Source organism: Lentzea sp. CA-135723, from assembly GCF_050936595.1.
Lineage (GTDB): Bacteria > Actinomycetota > Actinomycetes > Mycobacteriales > Pseudonocardiaceae > Lentzea.
This window is the reverse complement of the sequence record NZ_JBNJMK010000001.1, coordinates 6,111,462-6,129,888: the sequence shown is the minus strand read 5'-3', so window position 1 is coordinate 6,129,888 and position 18,427 is coordinate 6,111,462. Positions and strand designations below refer to the sequence as shown.

Genomic DNA, 18,427 nt, shown 5'->3' with positions numbered 1-18,427 from the left:
CTCCTCCTTACCTCTTGCCGTTCTTGGCGTACTCCGCGACCTTGTCCACGTTGTCCTTGTCGACGAAGCCGGGGCCGGTGAGGACGGGCTTGCCGCCACCGAGGGTGTTGGCGTTGTCCTTGTAGAGCTTCAGCATCACGATCGGCAGGTAGCCCTGCTGGTACTGCTGCTGGTCGACGGCGAAGAGCACCTCGCCCGCCTTGATCGCGGTGACCACGTCGGCGTTCAGGTCGAACGTCGCGACCTGCGCCTTGGAGCTCGCGCCCTTGATCGCGGCGGCCGCGTTCACGGCGACCTGCGGGTTCAGCGCCAGCACGCCGTCGACGGACGCGTCGGACTGGAGCTTCGCCTTGATGCGGGCCTCGATGTCGGTCGGGTTGGAGATGTCGACCTGGAGGTTCTCCACCGCGCCGCCGAAGCCGGAGCGGGCACCGTCGCAGCGCTGGTTGAGGCCCGAGTTGCCGGCCTCGTGGATCACGCAGAGCAGCTTGGTCTTACCGGCGGCCTTGAGCTTCTTGCCGGCTTCCTCACCGGCGATCGTCTCCTCCTGGCCGACGTGCGCCATGGCACCGAACTCCGCGCTCTTCGCGCTGCCGGAGTTGATGGTGATGACCGGGATGCCCGCCTTCACGGCGTTCTCGATGGACGTCTTGAGCGCGTCCGGGTTCGCCATCGACACCACGATGCCGCCGACCTTCTGCGACACGGCGTTGTCGATCAGCTTGGCCTGGGCGCCGGGGTCGCCGTCGGAGTTGTAGGTGACGCCGACGCCGAGCTGCTTGCCCGCGTCCTCGGCGCCGACCTTCACGACGCTCCAGAACGCGTCGCCCGCGGTGCCGTGCGTGATGACGGAAACCTTGAGGTCACCCGACGCCGGCGCGCTGTTGTTCCCGGTGTTCTGGGAGTTCTGAGTACCGGTGGGACCGCTGCAGGCGGCCAGCAAAGCAACACCGGCGAGCGCCACGCCCGCGCGGATGACCAGACGAGACTTCATCGTCTCCAGTCCCTTCAGAGGATCTTGCTGAGGTGCGCAAGGCTGCGCGCGGTGTCCTGAAGTGGCTTGTCCACCGGACTTCCGTCCTTGAGCCGGGTGTCCTGCTCAAGCACGAACCAACCGGTGTAGCCCGCCTCCTGGACAGACTGCACCAGCGCTTCCACGTCCACGTCGCCGTCCCCGAGCGGCACGTAGATGCCCTGTTCCACGGCATCGGTGTAACTGAGCTCGCCGCTGCGCACCTTCGCCGCGATCTCGTCACGCACGTCCTTGAGGTGCACGTGACCGATGCGGTCCGGGTAGCGGCGCGCCAGCTCGACCGGGTCCGTGCCACCGATGAGGAGGTGGCCGGTGTCCAGGCAGAGCTGGAGATCGGAGTCCGCGAGGAACCTGTCGACCTCCGCCTCCCGCTCGACGTGGGTGCCCACGTGCGGGTGCAGCACGGTCTGCAGACCGTGCTCCGCGGCGATCTCGCGGATCTTCGCGCAGGTGTCGACGAGGGTGTTCCACTCGTCGTCGCTGAGCTTCGGCGTCTCGTCGTAGCCGTCGAGTCCCGTTGCGGCCGCGAGCACCAGAACCTCGGCGCCGCCGGCCTTGAGGATCGCGGCTACTCGGTCTGCCTCGTCCAGAGTGGACTGAACGTCGGTGTGCAGCGTGACGGCGAGGAAGCCGCCGACGAGGGTGAGCTCGTGTCCACTGAGGAGGGTCTTGAGCTGCGCGGGGTCGGCGGGCAGGTAGTCGGGCGGGCCGAGTTCGGTGGCCGTGAGCCCGAGGGAGTGCATCTCGGCGAGCACGGTGCCGGACGGCAGGACGTTGCCCCAGCCGGGGACCTCGCACACGCCCCAGGAGATGGGTGCTCCCGCGATCTTCGCCATGCCCTCAGTTCCCCTCGATCTTCACCGGTGCGCCGGTGCGACGCGACTGCTCACAAGCTTCGGCCAGGCGGAGGCTGATCAAACTCTCCCGCGCCGGCGACGGGTTCGCGACCTCGCCCTTGATGACCTGCGTGAACAGGTTCATCTCGTTGACGTACGCGCGGTGGAAGCGCTCGGGGAAGCCGGGGTAGGCGTCCGGTCCGGCGACGTGGCCGCCGGGTTCGAGCGAGTTGAGCGGGGTCTTCGGGTCGACGCCCGCGACCAGCGAATCCTTGCTGCCCAGCACCTCGATGCGGTGGTCGTAGCCGACCGGGTCGTGGCGGCCGCCGGCGAGCGTGGCGTGCGCACCGCCCGCGAACTTCAGCATCACGACGGCGTTGTCGACGTCGTCGGCGTCCGCGAACGCCTGGTGCACCAGCACCGACCCGCTCGCGTAGACCTCGACGACGGGCTCGCCGACGAGCCACGGCACGCAGTCGAGGTCGTGGATCAGCAGGTCGCGGAAGATGCCACCGGAGGCGGGCAGGTACGAGAAGTCCGGCGGGTTCGCGTCGTTGCCGACGGCCCTGACCAGGTAGATGTCCCCGACCTCGCCTGCCTTGATGCGGCGGTTCAGCTCGTAGATGGCCGGGTCGAAGCGGCGCTGGAAGCCCACCAGCACCTCGACACCGGACTTCTCGACGTCCTCGATGAGCGCGGCCATCTCGGCGACGTCGCTCGCGATCGGCTTCTCGCAGAGCGTCGGCACGCCCTTCGCGATGGCCGCGCGCAGCATCTCGGGGTGGGTGTTCGTCGGCGTGGCGAGCAGCACGCCGTCCACGTTGCCCAGCAACGTGTCGAGGTCGTCGACCGCCTTGGTGCCGCTCAGCTCTGCCGACGCCTGCGCTGCCCTGCCGGGCACCGGGTCGAAGAGGAGCACCTCGTCGACCCGATCCAGTGCGGCGAGGTTGGTCGCATGCATGGTGCCGATCCTGCCGACACCCGCTACTCCGATCCGCATCGCAGGTTTCCCCTGTTCATCGCCTTGAACCGTTAGAGCGCTCTATTGGTTGGAGCGCTCCAATGCTGTAACTTCGGCCACACGGGTGTCAAGGGTCCGTTTCCTGCCCGTAACGCGAGGGGAGGTGTTTGCGGTGGTCAGGCCGACGATGGAGGACGTCGCACTGCGGGCCGGCGTGTCCCGGGCACTGGTGTCGCTGGTGATGCGCGGTTCACCCAAGGTGAGCGAGATGCGACGCAGCGCGGTGCTGAAGGCCGCGGAGGAGCTGGGGTACTCGCCGCACGCCATGGCCAGGTCTTTGGCCTCGCGGACCTCGACCGTGCTCGGCGTGATGGTGTCCGACCTGCACAACGCGTTCTTCGCCGAGGTCGTGGACGGCATCGACGAGGTGGCCCGCGACCAGGGCTTCGACATCATCATCAACACCGGTGGCCGTTCGCCCGCCCGTGAGCGCCGCGCCCTGGAGTCGCTGCTCTCCTTTCGCCCCGCGGGGTTGATCCTGCTGTCGCCTGTCGTGCCTGCCACTGCGATCGGCAAGGCCGCCGAACAACTTCCCGTCGTTTTGGTGGCTCGCTCGTCTCGTGTGTCCTCTGTGGACACCGTGAACGACGACGGCGAGGTCGGCGCGCGCCTGGCCGTCGAGCACCTGGTTTCGTTGGGGCATCAGCGCATTGCTCATTTAGACGGCGGCGAGGGCACCCAGGCCGGGCCTCGACGGCGTGGGTACGTCGCCGCGATGGAGGCCGCCGGGCTCGTGCCTCAGGTCGTGTCCTCCGAGTACACCGATGCTGCCGGTGCACGTGCGATTCGTTCGTTGATAGCTGACGGCGCGTTGCCCACAGCCATCCTGTCCTGCAACGACTTCAACGCCGTCGGCGCGATCTCCGCGTTGGAGGACGCCGGGTTGCGCGTTCCTTCGGACGTTTCCGTTGTGGGGTACGACAACACGTCGTTGGCCGCGTTGCGGCACGTCTCGCTGACCACGATCGACCAGCCCCGTGCCGAGTTCGGCCGGTTGGCCGCGGACGCGCTTCTGCAGCGCGTGCGTTCCGAGCGCACCGAACCCGTGCGCCATCTCCTCACTCCCTCTCTCGTCGTTCGCAACACCACCGCACCGCCTGCGACTTCAAGGCGAAGTCGCCGGAGTGGCGAAGCCGCGACCAAAAACACGGAGGACCGCGTTGAGCACCATCCCCCACTGGATCGACGGCGCCCGCACCACCGGGGTGTCGTCTCGGACCTCTGACGTCTTCAACCCCGCCTCGGGCGCCGTCTCCGCCCAGGTCGTGCTGGCCGAGCAGGCCGACGTCGACCTCGCCGTCTCTTCTTCGCTGAAGGCTGCGCAGTCGTGGTCGGAGTCGTCGCTGTCGACGCGCTCGCGCATCCTCTTCGAGTACCGCCACCTGCTGCACACCCACCGCGACGAGCTGGCCGCGATCATCACGTCCGAGCACGGCAAGGTGCTGTCCGACGCGGCCGGTGAGGTGCAGCGCGGCCTGGAGGTCGTCGAGTTCGCGTGCGGCATCCCGCAGTTGCTGAAGGGCGAGCACTCCGAGCAGGTCTCGCGCGGTGTCGACGCCTATTCGCTGCGCCAGCCTCTCGGTGTCGTCGCGGGCATCACGCCGTTCAACTTCCCCGTGATGGTGCCGATGTGGATGTTCCCCGTCGCCATCGCCTGCGGGAACACCTTCGTGCTGAAGCCTTCCGAGCGCGACCCGTCGGCTTCTCTTCGGCTGGCCGAGCTGTTCAAGGAGGCCGGGCTGCCCGACGGCGTGCTGAACGTCCTGCAGGGCGACGCCTTCGCGGTCAACGCGCTGCTTGACCACCCGGACGTCTCGGCCGCCTCGTTCGTCGGCTCGACCCCGATCGCCCGGCATGTCTACGCGCGCGGCACGGCGGCCGGCAAGCGCGTGCAGGCGTTGGGTGGCGCCAAGAACCACATGGTCGTGCTGCCGGACGCCGACCTCGACGTGGCCGCAGACGCCGCCGTTTCGGCTGGTTATGGCTCTGCCGGCGAACGGTGCATGGCCATCTCGGTCGTGGTCGCGGTGGGCGACACGGGTGACGCGCTCGTGGAGAAAATCGCCTCCCGCACCCGCGACCTGCACCCGTCCGTGCTGCCCGGCACCGACCCGTCCGCGCAGATGGGGCCTCTGGTCACCGGGATCCACCGCGACCGGGTTCAGTCCTATGTGGACGCAGGGGAGGCCGCCGGTGCCTCGCTGGTCGTCGATGGGCGCGGGCATGCGCCTGAGGGTGCCGAGAACGGGTTCTGGCTGGCGCCTACGTTGTTCGACCACGTGACTACTGACATGACGATCTACACCGACGAGATCTTCGGGCCGGTGCTGACGGTCGTGCGCACCGACACGTTCGAGGACGCGTTGGAGCTGGTCAACGCCAACCAGTACGGCAACGGCACGGCCATCTACACCGGTGACGGGCTGGCGGCGCGGGAGTTCCAGCGACGCGTCCAGGTCGGCATGGTCGGCATCAACGTGCCGATCCCCGTGCCGATGGCCTACTACTCGTTCGGCGGCTGGAAGGACTCGCTGTTCGGCGACACGCACGTGCACGGCGCGGAGGGCGTGAAGTTCTACACGCGCGCCAAGGCCGTGACGGCCCGGTGGCCGCAGCAGCACGGCGTGAACCTGGGCTTCCCGACGCACGGCTGAGCCGTTCGGATCAACGACCGCCCCATTCGCATTACGCGAATGGGGCGGTCTTTTCCATTCCAGAAGGACTATTCACTCGATTGTCGTACTAATTCCAATTTAACTTGATCATGGAATACATGCGCGCGAACAATCTCCTCCACGCATGCGCATACCGGCTGTAGTATCGCCATTCGATACCCGACGACCCTTTCCATGAGAACCGCACTCTCACCCCGAATGAGAGAGCAGGCAGCAGGAGGACCCGCCACGATGCCGCCCCGCGAGGACACTCGTCCGTTCGAGATGGCATGTCGCGCGACCTGCAAAGCCGAGTTCGTCAGCGCATTGATCCTGCTCTTCGAGAAAAGCGGGTTGTCATACCGGCGGCTTGCCTTGAAGACCGGCAGACAGGTACCGAGAACCACTGTGTACAACCTCATCAAGAAGAAGCAGTTCCCAGCACGTGAGGTCCAGCTACGAGCGTTTCTCGCAGGCTGCAACGTGCCCCAGGAAGCCATCATCCTGTGGGTCAAGGAGTGGCAACGGCTACTGGCCGACTGAGCGGCCGACTCACCTGAAGCGCGCGACGGCCTCCTGCGCCAACAGGAGGCCGCACCCCGCTGCTCAGCTGGTCCATAGCTCGGCCAGGGGCTTTCGAGACCGAATACTCCGGTCTGACGCAAGAGTAGTACCGCGAACAGCGCAGGGCCAGCAATTGGATCCAGTTTGGACACATAGCCACCCGCAGCCGAGTGGAATGTCCGCCCTCACCTGCATGAGAACATGACAAAGACTGGTCAGTTGGACTCGGTTGGACCAGATTGGACTTTGCCACACGGCGTGGACTAACTGGGACACCTGATGCTCGCGAGACGCTTGCAATCCTCCGAGCGGGTGAGAGCATTGGCTTGCCGGACGGTGCGAGGTCCCACGGTATCGCCAAATACCTCCAGGACCGTTCCCCGCACCCGGTAGTTCGCCGTACTTCGAACTCAGCTGGTCCACCCGGCGTGCGGATTCGCACGCCGGGCTCTCACGTCAGGAGAAAACATGCGTTCCGCCACCAGCGGGGAGCCTCGGTCGTACAAACGGCCTGATCCGCCCAACGCAGGCGCCGTCGCGCTCGCGTTGATCGCTTTCGCGTTCACCGGCTGGATGCTGACCCAGGGCCACTCGCCCGCCGTGTCCGTCGCCACCGCCAGCTCCATCATGGCGGTGACGATGACTCTGAGCCGGGGTCGCATCGTGGGCTTCAGGCCGGTGATCTGGGAGAAGGACGCTCGGTGAGCCCAGAACTCGATCGCTTCCACACGTTGGTTCGCTCCGCGTCCGGGGAGCACCGGCCTGCTGGCCCTCTTGCCCTGTTGCTCGATCGCGCGGAACCGGCTCCCTGGCCCGAGTACGCGGCAGCGATGTTCGAGATGCCGATCGAACTGAGCTTGAAGAGATCGCTGCGCCAGGCCTGGCAAGAAGCAGCTCGAAAGTGCACTCCGCCAGGACGACGTGCGGTCCAGCCCTCGATCCCCACGACGTTGGACGAGCTCCACGCGTCGACCGTGCCCGAGTTCCTCGGGCTGCTGAAGAAGATCCGCGGCCGGTCGGGGCTGTCGCTGCCGAAGATCGCAGGGCTGGCAGGACTGCCTCGCAGTCAGGCCTACTCGATGTTGAGCAGGGGAAACCTGCCGACCAAGCCCGAACAGGTGCGGGCCTTCGTCACCACGTGCGGGCTGCCTGAGCCGCAGGTGGTCCGGGTGATGGAGTTGTGGGCGAAGTTGCAGTGAGGCAACGAGAAAGCCCCCGCCGGGAGAGCGGGGGCTTTCTCGTTTCGTGCCGCGATCAGGCGTCGACCTTCTCGCGTTCCTCGGCCGCCGCCGCAGGGGGCATCGGCTTCGGCAGGAACCGCCTGATCAGCGGGAAGAACAGGATCAGCAGGATGATCACGTACACGACGATCGCCATCGGGCTGTTCACCAGGCCGGTCAGCGAGCCGTCGGAGAGCTGCAACGAGCGGCGCATCTGTTGTTCCGCGGCCGGGCCGAGGATCACGCCGATGATCGCCGGCAGCACCGGCAGGCCGTAGCGGCGCATGCCGAAGCCCAGCAGGCCGATCACGAACATCAGCAGCAGGTCGAAGATGTCCGCGTTGACCGCGTAGGCGCCGACCGAGGCGAAGAACAGGATGCCCGCGTACAGGTACGGCCGCGGGATGCGCAGCAGCTTCGCCCACAGCGGGGCCAGCGGCAGGTTCAGGACCAGCAGCAACGTCAGGCCGATGAACAGCGACGCGATCAACGCCCAGACCAGGTTGGCCTCGCGCTGGAACAGCAGAGGGCCGGGCTGGATGCCGTAGGTCTGGAACGCCGCGAGCATCACGGCCGCGACGGCCGTGGTGGGCAGGCCCAGCGTCAACATCGTGACCAGGGTTCCCGCAGCGGAGGCGGAGGCCGTGGACTCCGGGCCCGCCACGCCTTCGATGGCTCCCTTGCCGAACTCGTCCTTGTGCTTGGAGAGGCGCTTCTCCGTCACGTACGACAGGAACGTCGGGATCTCCGCGCCGCCTGCCGGGATCGCGCCGAACGGGAAGCCGATCACCGGGCCGCGCAGCCACGGCTTCCAGGTGCGCTTCAGGTCCGCCCGCGACAACCAGGGACGGCCGACCGGGATCGGCGTGAACGGCTTGCGGCGCAGGTGGGCGGCCACCCACAGGGCCTCGCCGACCGCGAACAGGGCGACCGCCACGACGATCACGTCGATGCCGTCGGCCAGGTGCAGGGAACCGAACGTCAGGCGCTGCTGGCCGGTCATCTCGTCCAGGCCCACGAGGCCGAGGGTCAGGCCGATCAGCAAAGACGCCACGCCGCGGATGCGGGACGCACCCAGAACCGAGGTCACCGCGATGAACGCCAGGACCATGATGGCGAACAGGTCCGGGGCGCCGATGTCGACGGCGTGCTTGGCGACGAACGGCGCCAGCAGGACGATCAGCAGAGTGCCGATGATGCCGCCGGTGAAGTGGCCGATGGCAGCGGCGGCAAGCGCTTGCGAGCCGCGGCCCGCCCGTGCCATCGGATTGCCTTCGAACGCCGTGACCACAGCGGCTGATTCACCTGGTGTGTTCAGCAGGATCGATGTCGTCGAGCCGCCGAACATGCCGCCGTAGTAGATGCCCGCGAACATGATGAACGCGCCGGTCGGCTCCATGCCGTAGGTGACGGGCAGCAGCAGGGCCACCGCCATGGCCGGGCCGATGCCCGGCAGGACGCCGATCGCGGTGCCGAGCAGCACGCCGATCGCGGCCATCAGCAGGTGGGTCGGCGTCAGCGCGGTCGCGAAGCCGTCGAGAAGTTGGTCCACCTAGAACACCTCCATCAACGGGCCGCCGGGCAGGGGGACGCCGAGCAGGTTGTTGAAGACCGCGAACGTCACGATCGACATCGCCGCGGCGATCAGCGGGTCGCGGACGTAGGCACGGCTGCCGAGCGCGTAGGCCGCGCCCCAGAACAGGATCGCGCCGGAGATCGGGAAGCCGACGACGCCGATCAGCGCGGCGTTCGCCAGGAACGCGCCGCACAGCAGCAGGACCGTGCGCCAGTCGGCGGGTTCGGTCAGGTCGACGTCCTCGCCGCCTTCGGCCTCGCCCTTGCCGCCGCGCAGGACGTCGCGGGCCAGCAGGGCGGCGACGACCAGCAGCAGCGAGCCGACCAGGATCGGCACGGCCTTCGGGCCGACCGGGCCGCGCTGGGCGAAGTCGGTCGGGATCTGCACCGCGTCGGTGAGCACCAGCAGGCCGAGCACGACCAGCAGGACGCAGATGCCCAGCTCGGAGTGTTCGCGAAGCCAGCTCTTGGCAGAAGGCTTCGAAGTCGCGGTCGTCATGCCAGCCCCAAGTCCTTGAGCACCGTTGCCACCCGCTTGTTCTCGTTCTCCAGGAAGGTCCTGAAGTCGTCTCCCGGCGCGAAGGCGTCCGTCCAGCCGTTGCGCTGCAGGGCTTCCGCCCACTGCGGCGTCTTCTGGAGGTTGCGGAACACCTCGACCAGCTTCGCCTTGTCGGTCGGCGAGATGCCGGGCGGCGCGACGATGCCGCGCCAGTTGGTGAACTCGACGTCCACACCGGACTGCTGAAGCGTCGGCGCGTCGATGCCGTCGATGCGGTTCTTGCTGGTCACCGCGAGGACGCGCAACGTGCCGGCCTGGATCTGGTCGCGGTACTCGCCGACGCCGGAGACGCCGAACGCGACCTTGCCGCCCAGCACGGACGCCAGCAGCTCGCCGCCGCCGTCGAACGGGATGTAGTTGACGGTCTTGGGCTGCAGGCCCACGGCCTTCGCGATCAGCATCGGCGCCAGGTGGTCGGGGCCGCCGGGGGCCGAACCGCCGCCGACGGTCACCGTGCCGGGGTTCGCCTTCCACGCGTCGACGAGCTGTTGCATCGACGTGTACGGCGAGTCCTTCGCGACCACGACGATGTCCGGTTCCTCGATCAGCTTCGCGATCGGGGTGGTGTCGAGCAGCGAGTTCGGCGACTTGTTCGTGTACACCGCGCCCACGACGCCGAGGCCCATCGACATGATCAGCTTGCCGTTGCCGCGCTCGCCGACCGTGCGGCCGAGCCCGACCGTGCCGCCCGCGCCGGGGAGGTTGAACACCTCGGCGTTGCGCAGCAGGTCAGCGTCCTCCATGGCCTTCGCCGCCGTGCGGGCGGTGATGTCGTACCCGCCGCCGGGCGCGTTCGGCACGAGCACGCGCAACGACCGCACCTGGTTGCTCTCACCGCTGTCCGCACCGGGCGACAGCAGTGGCGGCACCAGCAGGACGGCGAGCAACGCCGTCGCCACCGACACCCACACCTTCACCGGCACTGTGATCCCCGCCTCTCATCCGCGTGGTTGGACATGTTGCTCTCGTGTAAACCTTGATGTCGCTCTTGCGCTTCTAAGGTTTCTTTCGGTCTTTCTGGTCACGGGAGGTCTCATGCGTCGCCGCCGTTCCCTGGCCAGTCAGCTCCTCGCCTGGCAACTCGTAGTCGTCACGCTGCTACTTTGCGCAGTCGGCGCGCTGACTGTCGTCCAGACGGGCAGCAACTTTCGCTCCAACGAGGAACGCCGGATGCTCTCGGTCGCCGAGACGGTGGCGGCGAACTCGCTGGTCCAGGAGGAGATGGGCAACTGGCGGCTGCTGTCCGCGCCCGCCGAGACCGCGCGCAGCCTCTCCGGCGCCTCCTACGTGCTGATCCTCAACGACAAGCGGCTCGTGATCGCCTCCCCGGACCCGGCGCAGATCGGGACCACTTTGGACACCCGCACCACGGCGCTGGAGGGTCGTTCCTGGACCGGGACCGTGAAGGACTCGATCGAGGCGCACGTGCCGGTGTTCGACCCGACGAGCCGCCAGGTCAACGGCATGGTGATCGCCGGCGCCGAGGACCCCGGCATCTTCGCCGGCGCGCTGGAGCAGCCCGTCGACGTGGTGCGGTACCTGGCGATCGCGCTGGTCATCGGCGTCACCGGGTCGTTGCTGCTGGCGCGCAGGGTGAAGAACCAGACGCTCGGGCTGGAGCCGCACGAGATCACCGCGCTGGTCGAGAACCGCGAGGCGTTGCTGCACGGCATCCGCGAGGGCGTCGTCGGCCTCGACGGGCAGAACCGGATCACGCTGGTCAACGACCACGCGAACGACCTGCTGGCGTTGCCGGAGGACGCCGTCGGCCGGTCCGTCGACGAGCTGGAGCTCAACGACCGCCTGCGCGACGTGCTGACCGGCCGCGCGACCGGCGTCGACCAGCTGGTGCTGCGCCAGGGCGTCGTGCTGACGCTGAACCGGATGCCGATCGACGGCGGCGACGGCGCGGTCGTCACGTTGCGGGACCGCACGGAACTCCTTGCGCTGCAACACGAACTCGACGCCTCGCAGCACGCGACGGACACCCTGCGGGCGCAGGCGCACGAGTTCGCGAACCGGCTGCACACCATCGCCGGGCTGATCTCGTTGAAGGAGTACGACGAGGTCACCAACTACATTCACCAGATCAGCTCGGCGCAGGACCAGTGGCGGACGGAGGTCAGCTCGTCGATCGGCGACCCCGCCGTGGCCGCGCTGCTGATCGCCAAGGCGTCGCTCGCCGCCGAACGCGGCACGGCGCTGCGGATGGCTCCGGACAGCGTGCTGGGCAGGGTCGACGAGGCGTTGTCCGCGGATCTGGTGATGGTGCTGGGAAATCTGGTCGACAACGCGTTGGACGCGCTGAGTTCGTTGAGCACCAACGGGACCGGGAAGTGGATCGAGGTGGGTGTGGTGCAGCTGGACGACGAGGTCCAGGTCGTCGTGCGGGACTCGGGGCCGGGTGTGGCACCGGAGCTCGCGGAGGAGGTGTTCCGGCACGGGTTCACGACCAAGGCGGCATCGCACGGCGAACGCGGCATCGGGCTCGCGCTGATCAGGCGGGCATGCCTGCGGCGCGGCGGTTCGGTGACCGTGTCCGGGTCCGTCTTCACGGCAAGGCTGCCCCGATGATCCGCGTGCTGGTCGTCGACGACGACTTCATGGTCGCGAAGGTCCACAGTGGATACGTCGCGCGCACGGACGGGTTCGAGGTCGTCGGGGTCGCGCACACCGGCGGTGACGCGTTGAAGATGGTCTCGTCGTTGAAACCGCACCTGGTGCTGCTGGACATCTACCTGCCCGACGTCAGCGGACTCGAAGTGCTGAAGTCGTTGCGCGCCAACGAGGACGTGGACGTCATCGTGATCACGGCGGCGACCGACGTCGAGACCGTGCGCAGTGCCATGCGCGGCGGCGTGCTGCACTACCTGATCAAGCCGTTCGACTACTCGGCGCTGCGCGACCAGCTCGCGCACTTCGCGTCGTTGCGGGAGAAGCTGCACCGGCTCGACTCGGCCGGGCAGGCCGACGTGGACCAGGTCTTCGGCGCGCGGCCGACCTCGAAACCGTTGCTGCCCAAGGGGTTGACGCCGGAGACCGCGCGGCTCGTGGAGAACGCCCTGCGGTCACACCCGGACGGGCTGTCGGCGTCGGAGTGCGCTTCCTCGACGGGTGTCGCCCGCGTGAGCGCGCGCCGGTACCTGGAGCACTTCGTGTCGACGGGACGGGCCGAGGTCCGGCTGCGCTACGGCGGAACCGGGCGCCCGGAACGGATCTACGGGTTAGTCCCAGGAGCCTGAACGGCCGCGCTTGGTCTCGGCACGCCGCTTCTTGCCGGCGATGCGGCGTTCCTTCGAGCCCTTGGTCGGCTTGGTCGCCCTGCGCACCGGAGGCGGCGGCGCCGCGGCCGCGCGGAGGATCGCGGCGAGCCGTTCGCGGGCTGCGGCACGGTTCTGCAGCTGCGCGCGGTGCTCGGACGCGGCGATCGTGAGCACGCCGTCGACGAGCCTGCCGGCCAGCCGGTCGAGCATCCGCGCCTTGAGGTGCTCGGGGACGCTCGGCGAGGCAGCCAGGTCGAACGAGAGCTCCACGCGGCTGTCCGCCGTGTTCACTCCCTGCCCGCCCGGCCCACCTGACCTGGAAAAACGTTCGCGCAACTCGGACGCCGGCAGCACCAGCGTCCGAGTCACGGTCACGTCGTTCATGCCTCCAGGTTAGAAGGTGAGGCCCGGCAATGTCGCGATCTTTATCAGGGCGTCCCGGCCGAGGAGCGGTTCCGCCCGCCCGGCCGGACCGTCGTAGGAGGCGCCCATGAAGGGAGATTCCCCTCTGAAGCGCCCGACGTTGTCGCTCCAGATGGCGACGTGGGTGCCGTCGGGCCGGATCGCGATCAGCCTCCAGATCGTGTGCTCGTTCGGCAGGCGGTCGACGAAGGTCACGAACCTGAAGCCGTCGACCTCGCCGTACTGGCACTCGGCGCCCCCGCTGCAGGTGACGTCCCCGGCGCCCTCCCTGCTCAGACTGATCAGCAGACCGCTCGATCCGGCGGCGTCGTCCAGCCGCCCGACCGCCATCCTGAACTCGGCTCCGCCGACGTTGTAGAACTGCAGTGCTTTCGCATAGCCCACGTCCTCGGTGGTGACACCCGCCGGAATGACCTTCGAGTCGCGCAGGATCCGGGTCAGCTCGGCGTTGCGGTCGATCTCGGCGCCGCCCGAGTTGTCCGCCGAGGTCGCCTGGGTGCTGGAGGCCTTCTGGGGCATCGCCAGGTACCCGGCCGTGCCGAAGCCCGCCAGCAGCACGAACGCCAGCGCGCCCGCGATCGCCGCCCGCCTCCGGACCAGCTTCGTCCTGCCCTTGCGGATCACCTCGGAGGTGTGGATCCGCGACGCGGGCTCGTTCTCCAGCAGGTCGCGCAACGCGGCGAGCCCCTTGGCTGCCTGGCTCTTCACCGTGCCCTCCGTCCTGCCGAGGATGCGGGCGGTCTCGGTGATGCTCAGGTCCTCCCAGTAGCGCAGCACGACGACCGCGCGTTGCCCGGCGGGCAACGCGTCGAGTGCCTTGCGGAGGTCGAGATCGGTGGTCGCGTCCGTGACGGCGCGTTCCGGCAGCGCGTCGACGATGCGTTCGCGCTGGAAGAAGCCGCGCCGGGTCTCGTCGATCGCGGTGCGCACCAGCACCTTGCGCGCGTAGGCGTCGACGCTGTCCTTGCGCACGCGCGACCACGCGACGTACATCTTGATCAAGGCCGACTGCACGATGTCTTCCGCGCGGTGCCAGTCGCCGCACAGCAGATAGGCCGTGCGGCGCATGACGAGCGCGCGTGCGTCGACGAACTCCCCGAACTCGCTGTCGCGGTCCAAGTGCCCCCTCCTCGGTCGCCGCTTAGTACGCGACGACCGGGTCAGGAGGTTGCCTCAGAAACGCGGGTGGTCGCCGACGAGGGAGGCGCCGCCCTCGGCGGACTTGGTGATCTCGCCCAGCACCCACGCCGGGACGTGGCGGGCCGTCAGCACGGCGAGCGCGCGGTCGACGTCCTCGGGCGCGACGACGGCGACCATGCCGACGCCCATGTTGAACGCCTTCTCCATCTCCTCGCGCTCCACCCGGCCGCGCTGGGCGATGAGCTGGAAGACCGGCGCGGGCGTCCAGGTGCCGCGGTCGAGCTGGGCGTGCAGGCCCTCCGGCAGCACGCGGGCCAGGTTCGCGGCCAGGCCACCACCGGTGACGTGGGAGAACCCGCGGACCTCCGTCTCGGCGATGAGCGCGAGGCAGTCCTTGGCGTAGATCTTGGTCGGCTCCAGCATCTCCTCGCCGAGGGTGCGGCCGAACTCCTCGACGTGGCCCTCGAGCGGCATCCGCGCGATCTCCAGCAGCACGTGCCGCGCGAGCGAGTAGCCGTTGGAGTGCAGGCCGGACGAGCCCATGGCGATCACGACGTCGCCGTCGCGGACGCGGTCGGGGCCGAGCAGCTTGGACTGCTCGACCACGCCGACGCCGGTGCCGGAGATGTCGTAGTCGTCGTCGCCCATCAGGCCGGGGTGCTCGGCCGTCTCGCCGCCGAGCAGCGCGCAACCGGCCTGGACGCAGCCCTCGGCGATGCCCTTGACCAGCGACGCGATCCGGTCCGGCACGACCTTGCCGACGGCGATGTAGTCCTGCACGAACAGCGGTTCGGCACCGCAGACGACCAGGTCGTCCACGATCATGGCGACCAGGTCGATGCCGACGGTGTCGTGCTTGTCGAGCGCCTGCGCGATCGCGATCTTGGTGCCGACGCCGTCCGTGGAGGACGCCAGGATCGGCTCCTTCCAGCGGTCGAGCTTGAGCTGGAACAGGCCGGCGAACCCGCCGATGCCACCGAGCACCTCGGGCCGGTGCGCCTTGGCCGCCCACGGCTTGAGCTTCTCCACCGCCTCGTCACCTGCGGCGATACTGACTCCGGCGGCGGCGTAGGTGGCCTTGGCGCTGTCGGTCACGTCAACTTCTTCCACTTGGATCTGGGAGCTCAGGGGACGACGCCCGGACTACGGACGGCGCAGGGCGTCTTCGGCACCATAGCCGCTCGCCAGAACGGGAGCCGCCGAGCCCGACACGCCCTTGAGGCCTTCGAGCAGGTGCTTGCCGATCAGCGCGTCCTGCGGCAGTTCGATGGGGTACTCGCCGTCGAAGCACGCCGAGCACAGCCGCGACTTGGGCTGCTCGGTGGCCGCGACGAGCTGCTCCAGCGACACGTACCCGAGCGAGTCCGCGCCGACAGAACGGCGGATGCCGTCGTCGTCCAGACCGTTCGCGATGAGCTCCGCGCGGGACGCGAAGTCGATGCCGTAGAAGCACGGCCACTTCACGGGCGGCGACGCGATCCGGACGTGCACCTCGAGCGCACCGGCCTCGCGCAGCATGCGGACGAGCGCGCGCTGGGTGTTGCCGCGCACGATCGAGTCGTCCACGACGACCAGCCGCTTGCCGCGGATGACGTCGCGCAGCGGGTTCAGCTTCAGCCGGATGCCGAGCTGGCGGATCGTCTGCGACGGCTGGATGAACGTGCGGCCGACGTAGGCGTTCTTGACCAGGCCCGACCCGTACGGGATGCCGCTGGCCTGCGCGTACCCGATCGCCGCCGGCGTGCCGGACTCCGGCACCGGGATGACCAGGTCGGCCTCGACCGGATGTTCCTTGGCGAGCCGGCGGCCGATCTCGACGCGGGTGGCGTGCACCCCGCGCCCGGAGATCGTCGTGTCCGGCCGCGCCAGGTAGACGTACTCGAAGATGCAGCCCTTGGGTTCGGGCGTCGCGAACCGGGTCGACCGCAGGCCGTCCTCGTCGATCGCGATCAGCTCACCGGGCTCGACCTCGCGCACGAAGCTGGCGCCGACGATGTCCAGCGCCGCCGTCTCGCTCGCCACGACCCAGCCGCGTTCCAGCCGGCCGAGCACCAGCGGACGCACCCCGTGCGGGTCGCGCGCCGCGTAGAGCGTGGACTCGTCGGAGAACGTGAGGCAGTACGCGCCCTTGACCGTGGGCAGCAGCTCCAGGGCGGCCTGCTCGATGCCCTTGTCCGCCGCCGCGTGCGCGAGCAGCGCGGTGAGGATGTCCGAGTCGGTGGTGGCGCCGTTGCGGCTGGCGAGGCCGAGGCCCTTGGCCTTCTCCAGCAGCTCCGCGGTGTTCACCAGGTTGCCGTTGTGGCCGAGGCTCAGCGCACTGCCGGTGGCCGTCGTCCGGAACGTCGGCTGCGCGTTCTCCCAGGTCGTGGACCCGGTCGTGGAGTAACGGCAGTGCCCGACCGCCACGTGTCCCTTGAGGCTCTGCAGGACCTGCTCGTCGAAGACCTGGCTGACGAGCCCGAGGTCCTTGAACACGACGACCTGCGACCCGTCGCCGACGGAGATGCCCGCCGCCTCCTGCCCGCGGTGCTGCAGGGCGTAGAGGCCGTAGTAGGTCATCTTCGAAACGTCTTCACCCGGAGCCCAGACGCCGAAGACGCCACACTCCTCACGGGGTTCCTGTTCGGACTGGGAATGGTCGTCGACCACCGAATTGGCTCCCTCACGCACGGGGCTGGCTGCAACCCGAGTGTAAGTGGAGCACCACGTGGTAGACCCCCCTCAGACCCCTGGTGAGGTGATGAAACTCATGCGTTCGGCGGGGTTTCAGGCCTTCTTGCACCCGCTGATCCTCGTCTCGCCGGACTCGCGCCGGGCGGTGCAGCGCACGCCGTCGTTCATGCCGACCGTGGCGGGCATGTCGGTTTCGAGGATCGACGCGCCTTTCAGGTCGTCCTGCTCCGCGTCCTGCGGGAGGTCGCCGACGGGTTCCAGGCGGACTCGCCTCTCGGTGCCGCCGCCGGCGTCGTGGACGTAGAACTCGGTGACCTTGAAGGTCATCTCCGACTGCCAGGAGGAGGCGCAGCCGGAGAGGGCGACCAGGGCGAGGGACGCCAGGAGGGTCTTCCGCGTCACGCCTTTTTGCAGTTCGTCACGTGCGTCACGACGTTCGAGTTCCCGAACGCGTTGCCCTTCTCCTGTTCGACGGCGCAAAGCAGTTCATCGCCGACCTGAGCGTCTTTGGCCTGGTACGTGAGCAAAGGCGTGCTCTTCAGCTTCGCGGGCTCCAGTGCCCCGTCCGGCACTTCTCCCACCAGTTCCAGGTCGAAGAACTCCGACGAACTGCTGTTGTGCGTCGAGACGATCTTGTAGCGGAGTTCCTGCTGCCAGGAGGCCGAGCACCCGGACAGCAGCAGGCAGCCGAGCACCACCGCGGCGAGCTTGCGCATCAGTGCCCCCGTCCGACCTGGAGAACGTCCAGCACGCGCTGATCGCCCGTCATCTCCTTGTAGTTCATGCGGTTCCACAGCCAGAAGTAGACGAGTTCGGCCTCACCCGTCACCTGCGCGTCGCCTTCTTCGCCGGGCGCAGCGGCACGGATCTCCGGCACCTCGTTCTCCGCGAGGGAGATCAGCCACGACTCCGGCACGTCGGTCGGCCGGACCGTCGCGGTGCCGGAGACCATGGTCGGCACGTCGCCGTCGAGCTTGGCCGCGACGATCGTGGTCAGCACCTCGTCGATGCCGTCCGCGCAGAGGTCGGCATCCGTGGCCACCACCCCGCGGACCACGGTCTGCGCGTCGAAGCGGCGCAGCACCGTTTCGTGCGCGATCCGGCGGTGCCACACCCAGGCGAGGTCGGGTGCGGCCGGCGAGAACGTCCACACGGGCCGGTTTCCCGGCACGGCCGTGAGGATCTCCACAGCTGCGGTGACCTGGAGGTCGAGGTACTGCAACGGCGACAGCCCTGCCTGAGGAGGCGCGGGCTGCATGGCCGTCCGGCTGCCGGTGCGCAGGTACGCGGTGGAGGTCTCCAAGAAGCGGCCCAGGTGGATGACGAGGTCCTGAACAGTCCAGCCCGGGCGCGTCGGCACCTGGTCCGCCGGGTCCGCGTCTACCACTGCCTTGCGGAACATCTCCGCCTGCTCGATGAACACAGCGGTCCACCGCTGGGCCGTCCACCCTGTCTGCACCATGAAC

General features: G+C 68.5%; 19 protein-coding genes and 1 pseudogene. 7 read left to right on the top strand and 13 right to left on the bottom strand.

Going from position 1 to position 18,427, the window contains the following annotated elements:
- Positions 1-7 precede the first annotated feature (7 nt).
- Genes ACQEU1_RS28380 through ACQEU1_RS28370 form a run of 3 tightly spaced genes read right to left on the bottom strand, consistent with a single transcriptional unit; the run spans position 8 to position 2,869 of the window.
- On the bottom strand, positions 8-994 hold the full coding sequence (locus ACQEU1_RS28380; protein ID WP_433208014.1) for a sugar ABC transporter substrate-binding protein: 987 nt from the start codon (positions 992-994) through the stop codon (positions 8-10).
- Between the two features lie 14 nt (positions 995-1,008).
- The gene (locus ACQEU1_RS28375; RefSeq protein ID WP_433208011.1) at positions 1,009-1,869 is read right to left on the bottom strand and encodes a TIM barrel protein; all 861 of its coding nucleotides are present in this window, start codon (positions 1,867-1,869) and stop codon (positions 1,009-1,011) included.
- A gap of 4 nt (positions 1,870-1,873) precedes the next feature.
- Positions 1,874-2,869: a Gfo/Idh/MocA family protein gene (locus ACQEU1_RS28370; protein WP_433208008.1), complete on the bottom strand. Its 996-nt coding sequence runs from the start codon at positions 2,867-2,869 to the stop codon at positions 1,874-1,876.
- A 133-nt stretch (positions 2,870-3,002) separates the two neighbouring features.
- Between ACQEU1_RS28370 and ACQEU1_RS28365 the strand changes: the two genes are divergently transcribed.
- From ACQEU1_RS28365 to ACQEU1_RS28345, 5 genes are all read left to right on the top strand, one after another.
- On the top strand, positions 3,003-4,115 hold the full coding sequence (locus ACQEU1_RS28365) for a LacI family DNA-binding transcriptional regulator (RefSeq protein WP_433208005.1): 1,113 nt from the start codon (positions 3,003-3,005) through the stop codon (positions 4,113-4,115).
- Entirely contained in the window at positions 4,051-5,544 is a 1,494-nt protein-coding gene (locus ACQEU1_RS28360; RefSeq protein WP_433208002.1) for a CoA-acylating methylmalonate-semialdehyde dehydrogenase, read from the top strand. The genes ACQEU1_RS28365 and ACQEU1_RS28360 overlap by 65 nt, the downstream gene beginning before the upstream one ends.
- A gap of 219 nt (positions 5,545-5,763) precedes the next feature.
- Positions 5,764-6,087, top strand: a complete 324-nt coding sequence (locus ACQEU1_RS28355) for a hypothetical protein (protein WP_433207999.1) — start codon at positions 5,764-5,766, stop codon at positions 6,085-6,087.
- Between the two features lie 489 nt (positions 6,088-6,576).
- Entirely contained in the window at positions 6,577-6,813 is a 237-nt protein-coding gene (locus ACQEU1_RS28350) for a hypothetical protein (protein WP_433207996.1), read from the top strand.
- A gap of 245 nt (positions 6,814-7,058) precedes the next feature.
- The gene (locus ACQEU1_RS28345) at positions 7,059-7,307 is read left to right on the top strand and encodes a helix-turn-helix domain-containing protein (RefSeq protein WP_433207993.1); all 249 of its coding nucleotides are present in this window, start codon (positions 7,059-7,061) and stop codon (positions 7,305-7,307) included.
- Between the two features lie 55 nt (positions 7,308-7,362).
- Here the strand turns inward: ACQEU1_RS28345 and ACQEU1_RS28340 are convergent, their stop codons facing one another.
- From ACQEU1_RS28340 to ACQEU1_RS28330, 3 genes are read right to left on the bottom strand one after another with little or no spacing between them, the layout of a single operon-like run.
- The gene (locus ACQEU1_RS28340; RefSeq protein WP_433211840.1) at positions 7,363-8,826 is read right to left on the bottom strand and encodes a tripartite tricarboxylate transporter permease; all 1,464 of its coding nucleotides are present in this window, start codon (positions 8,824-8,826) and stop codon (positions 7,363-7,365) included.
- A 54-nt stretch (positions 8,827-8,880) separates the two neighbouring features.
- Entirely contained in the window at positions 8,881-9,402 is a 522-nt protein-coding gene (locus ACQEU1_RS28335) for a tripartite tricarboxylate transporter TctB family protein (RefSeq protein WP_433207990.1), read from the bottom strand.
- Entirely contained in the window at positions 9,399-10,367 is a 969-nt protein-coding gene (locus ACQEU1_RS28330; RefSeq protein WP_433211837.1) for a Bug family tripartite tricarboxylate transporter substrate binding protein, read from the bottom strand. The genes ACQEU1_RS28335 and ACQEU1_RS28330 overlap by 4 nt, the downstream gene beginning before the upstream one ends.
- A gap of 130 nt (positions 10,368-10,497) precedes the next feature.
- Between ACQEU1_RS28330 and ACQEU1_RS28325 the strand changes: the two genes are divergently transcribed.
- Positions 10,498-12,036 (top strand): ATP-binding protein, encoded by a 1,539-nt coding sequence (locus tag ACQEU1_RS28325; RefSeq protein WP_433207987.1) that lies wholly within the window; start codon positions 10,498-10,500, stop codon positions 12,034-12,036.
- Positions 12,033-12,704 (top strand): response regulator, encoded by a 672-nt coding sequence (locus tag ACQEU1_RS28320; RefSeq protein WP_433207984.1) that lies wholly within the window; start codon positions 12,033-12,035, stop codon positions 12,702-12,704. The genes ACQEU1_RS28325 and ACQEU1_RS28320 overlap by 4 nt, the downstream gene beginning before the upstream one ends.
- Here ACQEU1_RS28320 and arfB read toward each other — a convergent pair.
- The 7 genes and pseudogenes from arfB to ACQEU1_RS28285 all read right to left on the bottom strand — a co-directional run bounded on the left by arfB (position 12,687) and on the right by ACQEU1_RS28285 (position 18,423).
- A complete protein-coding gene (arfB, locus tag ACQEU1_RS28315; protein WP_433207981.1) occupies positions 12,687-13,109 on the bottom strand; it encodes an alternative ribosome rescue aminoacyl-tRNA hydrolase ArfB in 423 nt (140 codons plus the stop codon). The genes ACQEU1_RS28320 and arfB overlap by 18 nt on opposite strands.
- A 699-nt stretch (positions 13,110-13,808) precedes the next feature.
- Positions 13,809-14,267, bottom strand: a pseudogene (locus ACQEU1_RS28310) (SigE family RNA polymerase sigma factor); the annotation flags it as partial.
- Positions 14,268-14,321: 54 nt separating this feature from the next.
- The gene (gene purM, locus ACQEU1_RS28305) at positions 14,322-15,383 is read right to left on the bottom strand and encodes a phosphoribosylformylglycinamidine cyclo-ligase (protein WP_382443852.1); all 1,062 of its coding nucleotides are present in this window, start codon (positions 15,381-15,383) and stop codon (positions 14,322-14,324) included.
- 48 nt (positions 15,384-15,431) lie between these two features.
- Positions 15,432-16,937: an amidophosphoribosyltransferase gene (purF, locus tag ACQEU1_RS28300; RefSeq protein WP_433207978.1), complete on the bottom strand. Its 1,506-nt coding sequence runs from the start codon at positions 16,935-16,937 to the stop codon at positions 15,432-15,434.
- 117 nt (positions 16,938-17,054) lie between these two features.
- On the bottom strand, positions 17,055-17,363 hold the full coding sequence (locus ACQEU1_RS28295) for a hypothetical protein (RefSeq protein ID WP_433207975.1): 309 nt from the start codon (positions 17,361-17,363) through the stop codon (positions 17,055-17,057).
- Positions 17,360-17,677 (bottom strand): hypothetical protein, encoded by a 318-nt coding sequence (locus ACQEU1_RS28290; protein WP_433207972.1) that lies wholly within the window; start codon positions 17,675-17,677, stop codon positions 17,360-17,362. Before ACQEU1_RS28290 ends, ACQEU1_RS28295 begins: the two co-directional genes overlap by 4 nt.
- Entirely contained in the window at positions 17,677-18,423 is a 747-nt protein-coding gene (locus tag ACQEU1_RS28285) for a maleylpyruvate isomerase N-terminal domain-containing protein (protein WP_433207969.1), read from the bottom strand. The genes ACQEU1_RS28290 and ACQEU1_RS28285 overlap by 1 nt, the downstream gene beginning before the upstream one ends.
- Positions 18,424-18,427 lie beyond the last annotated feature (4 nt).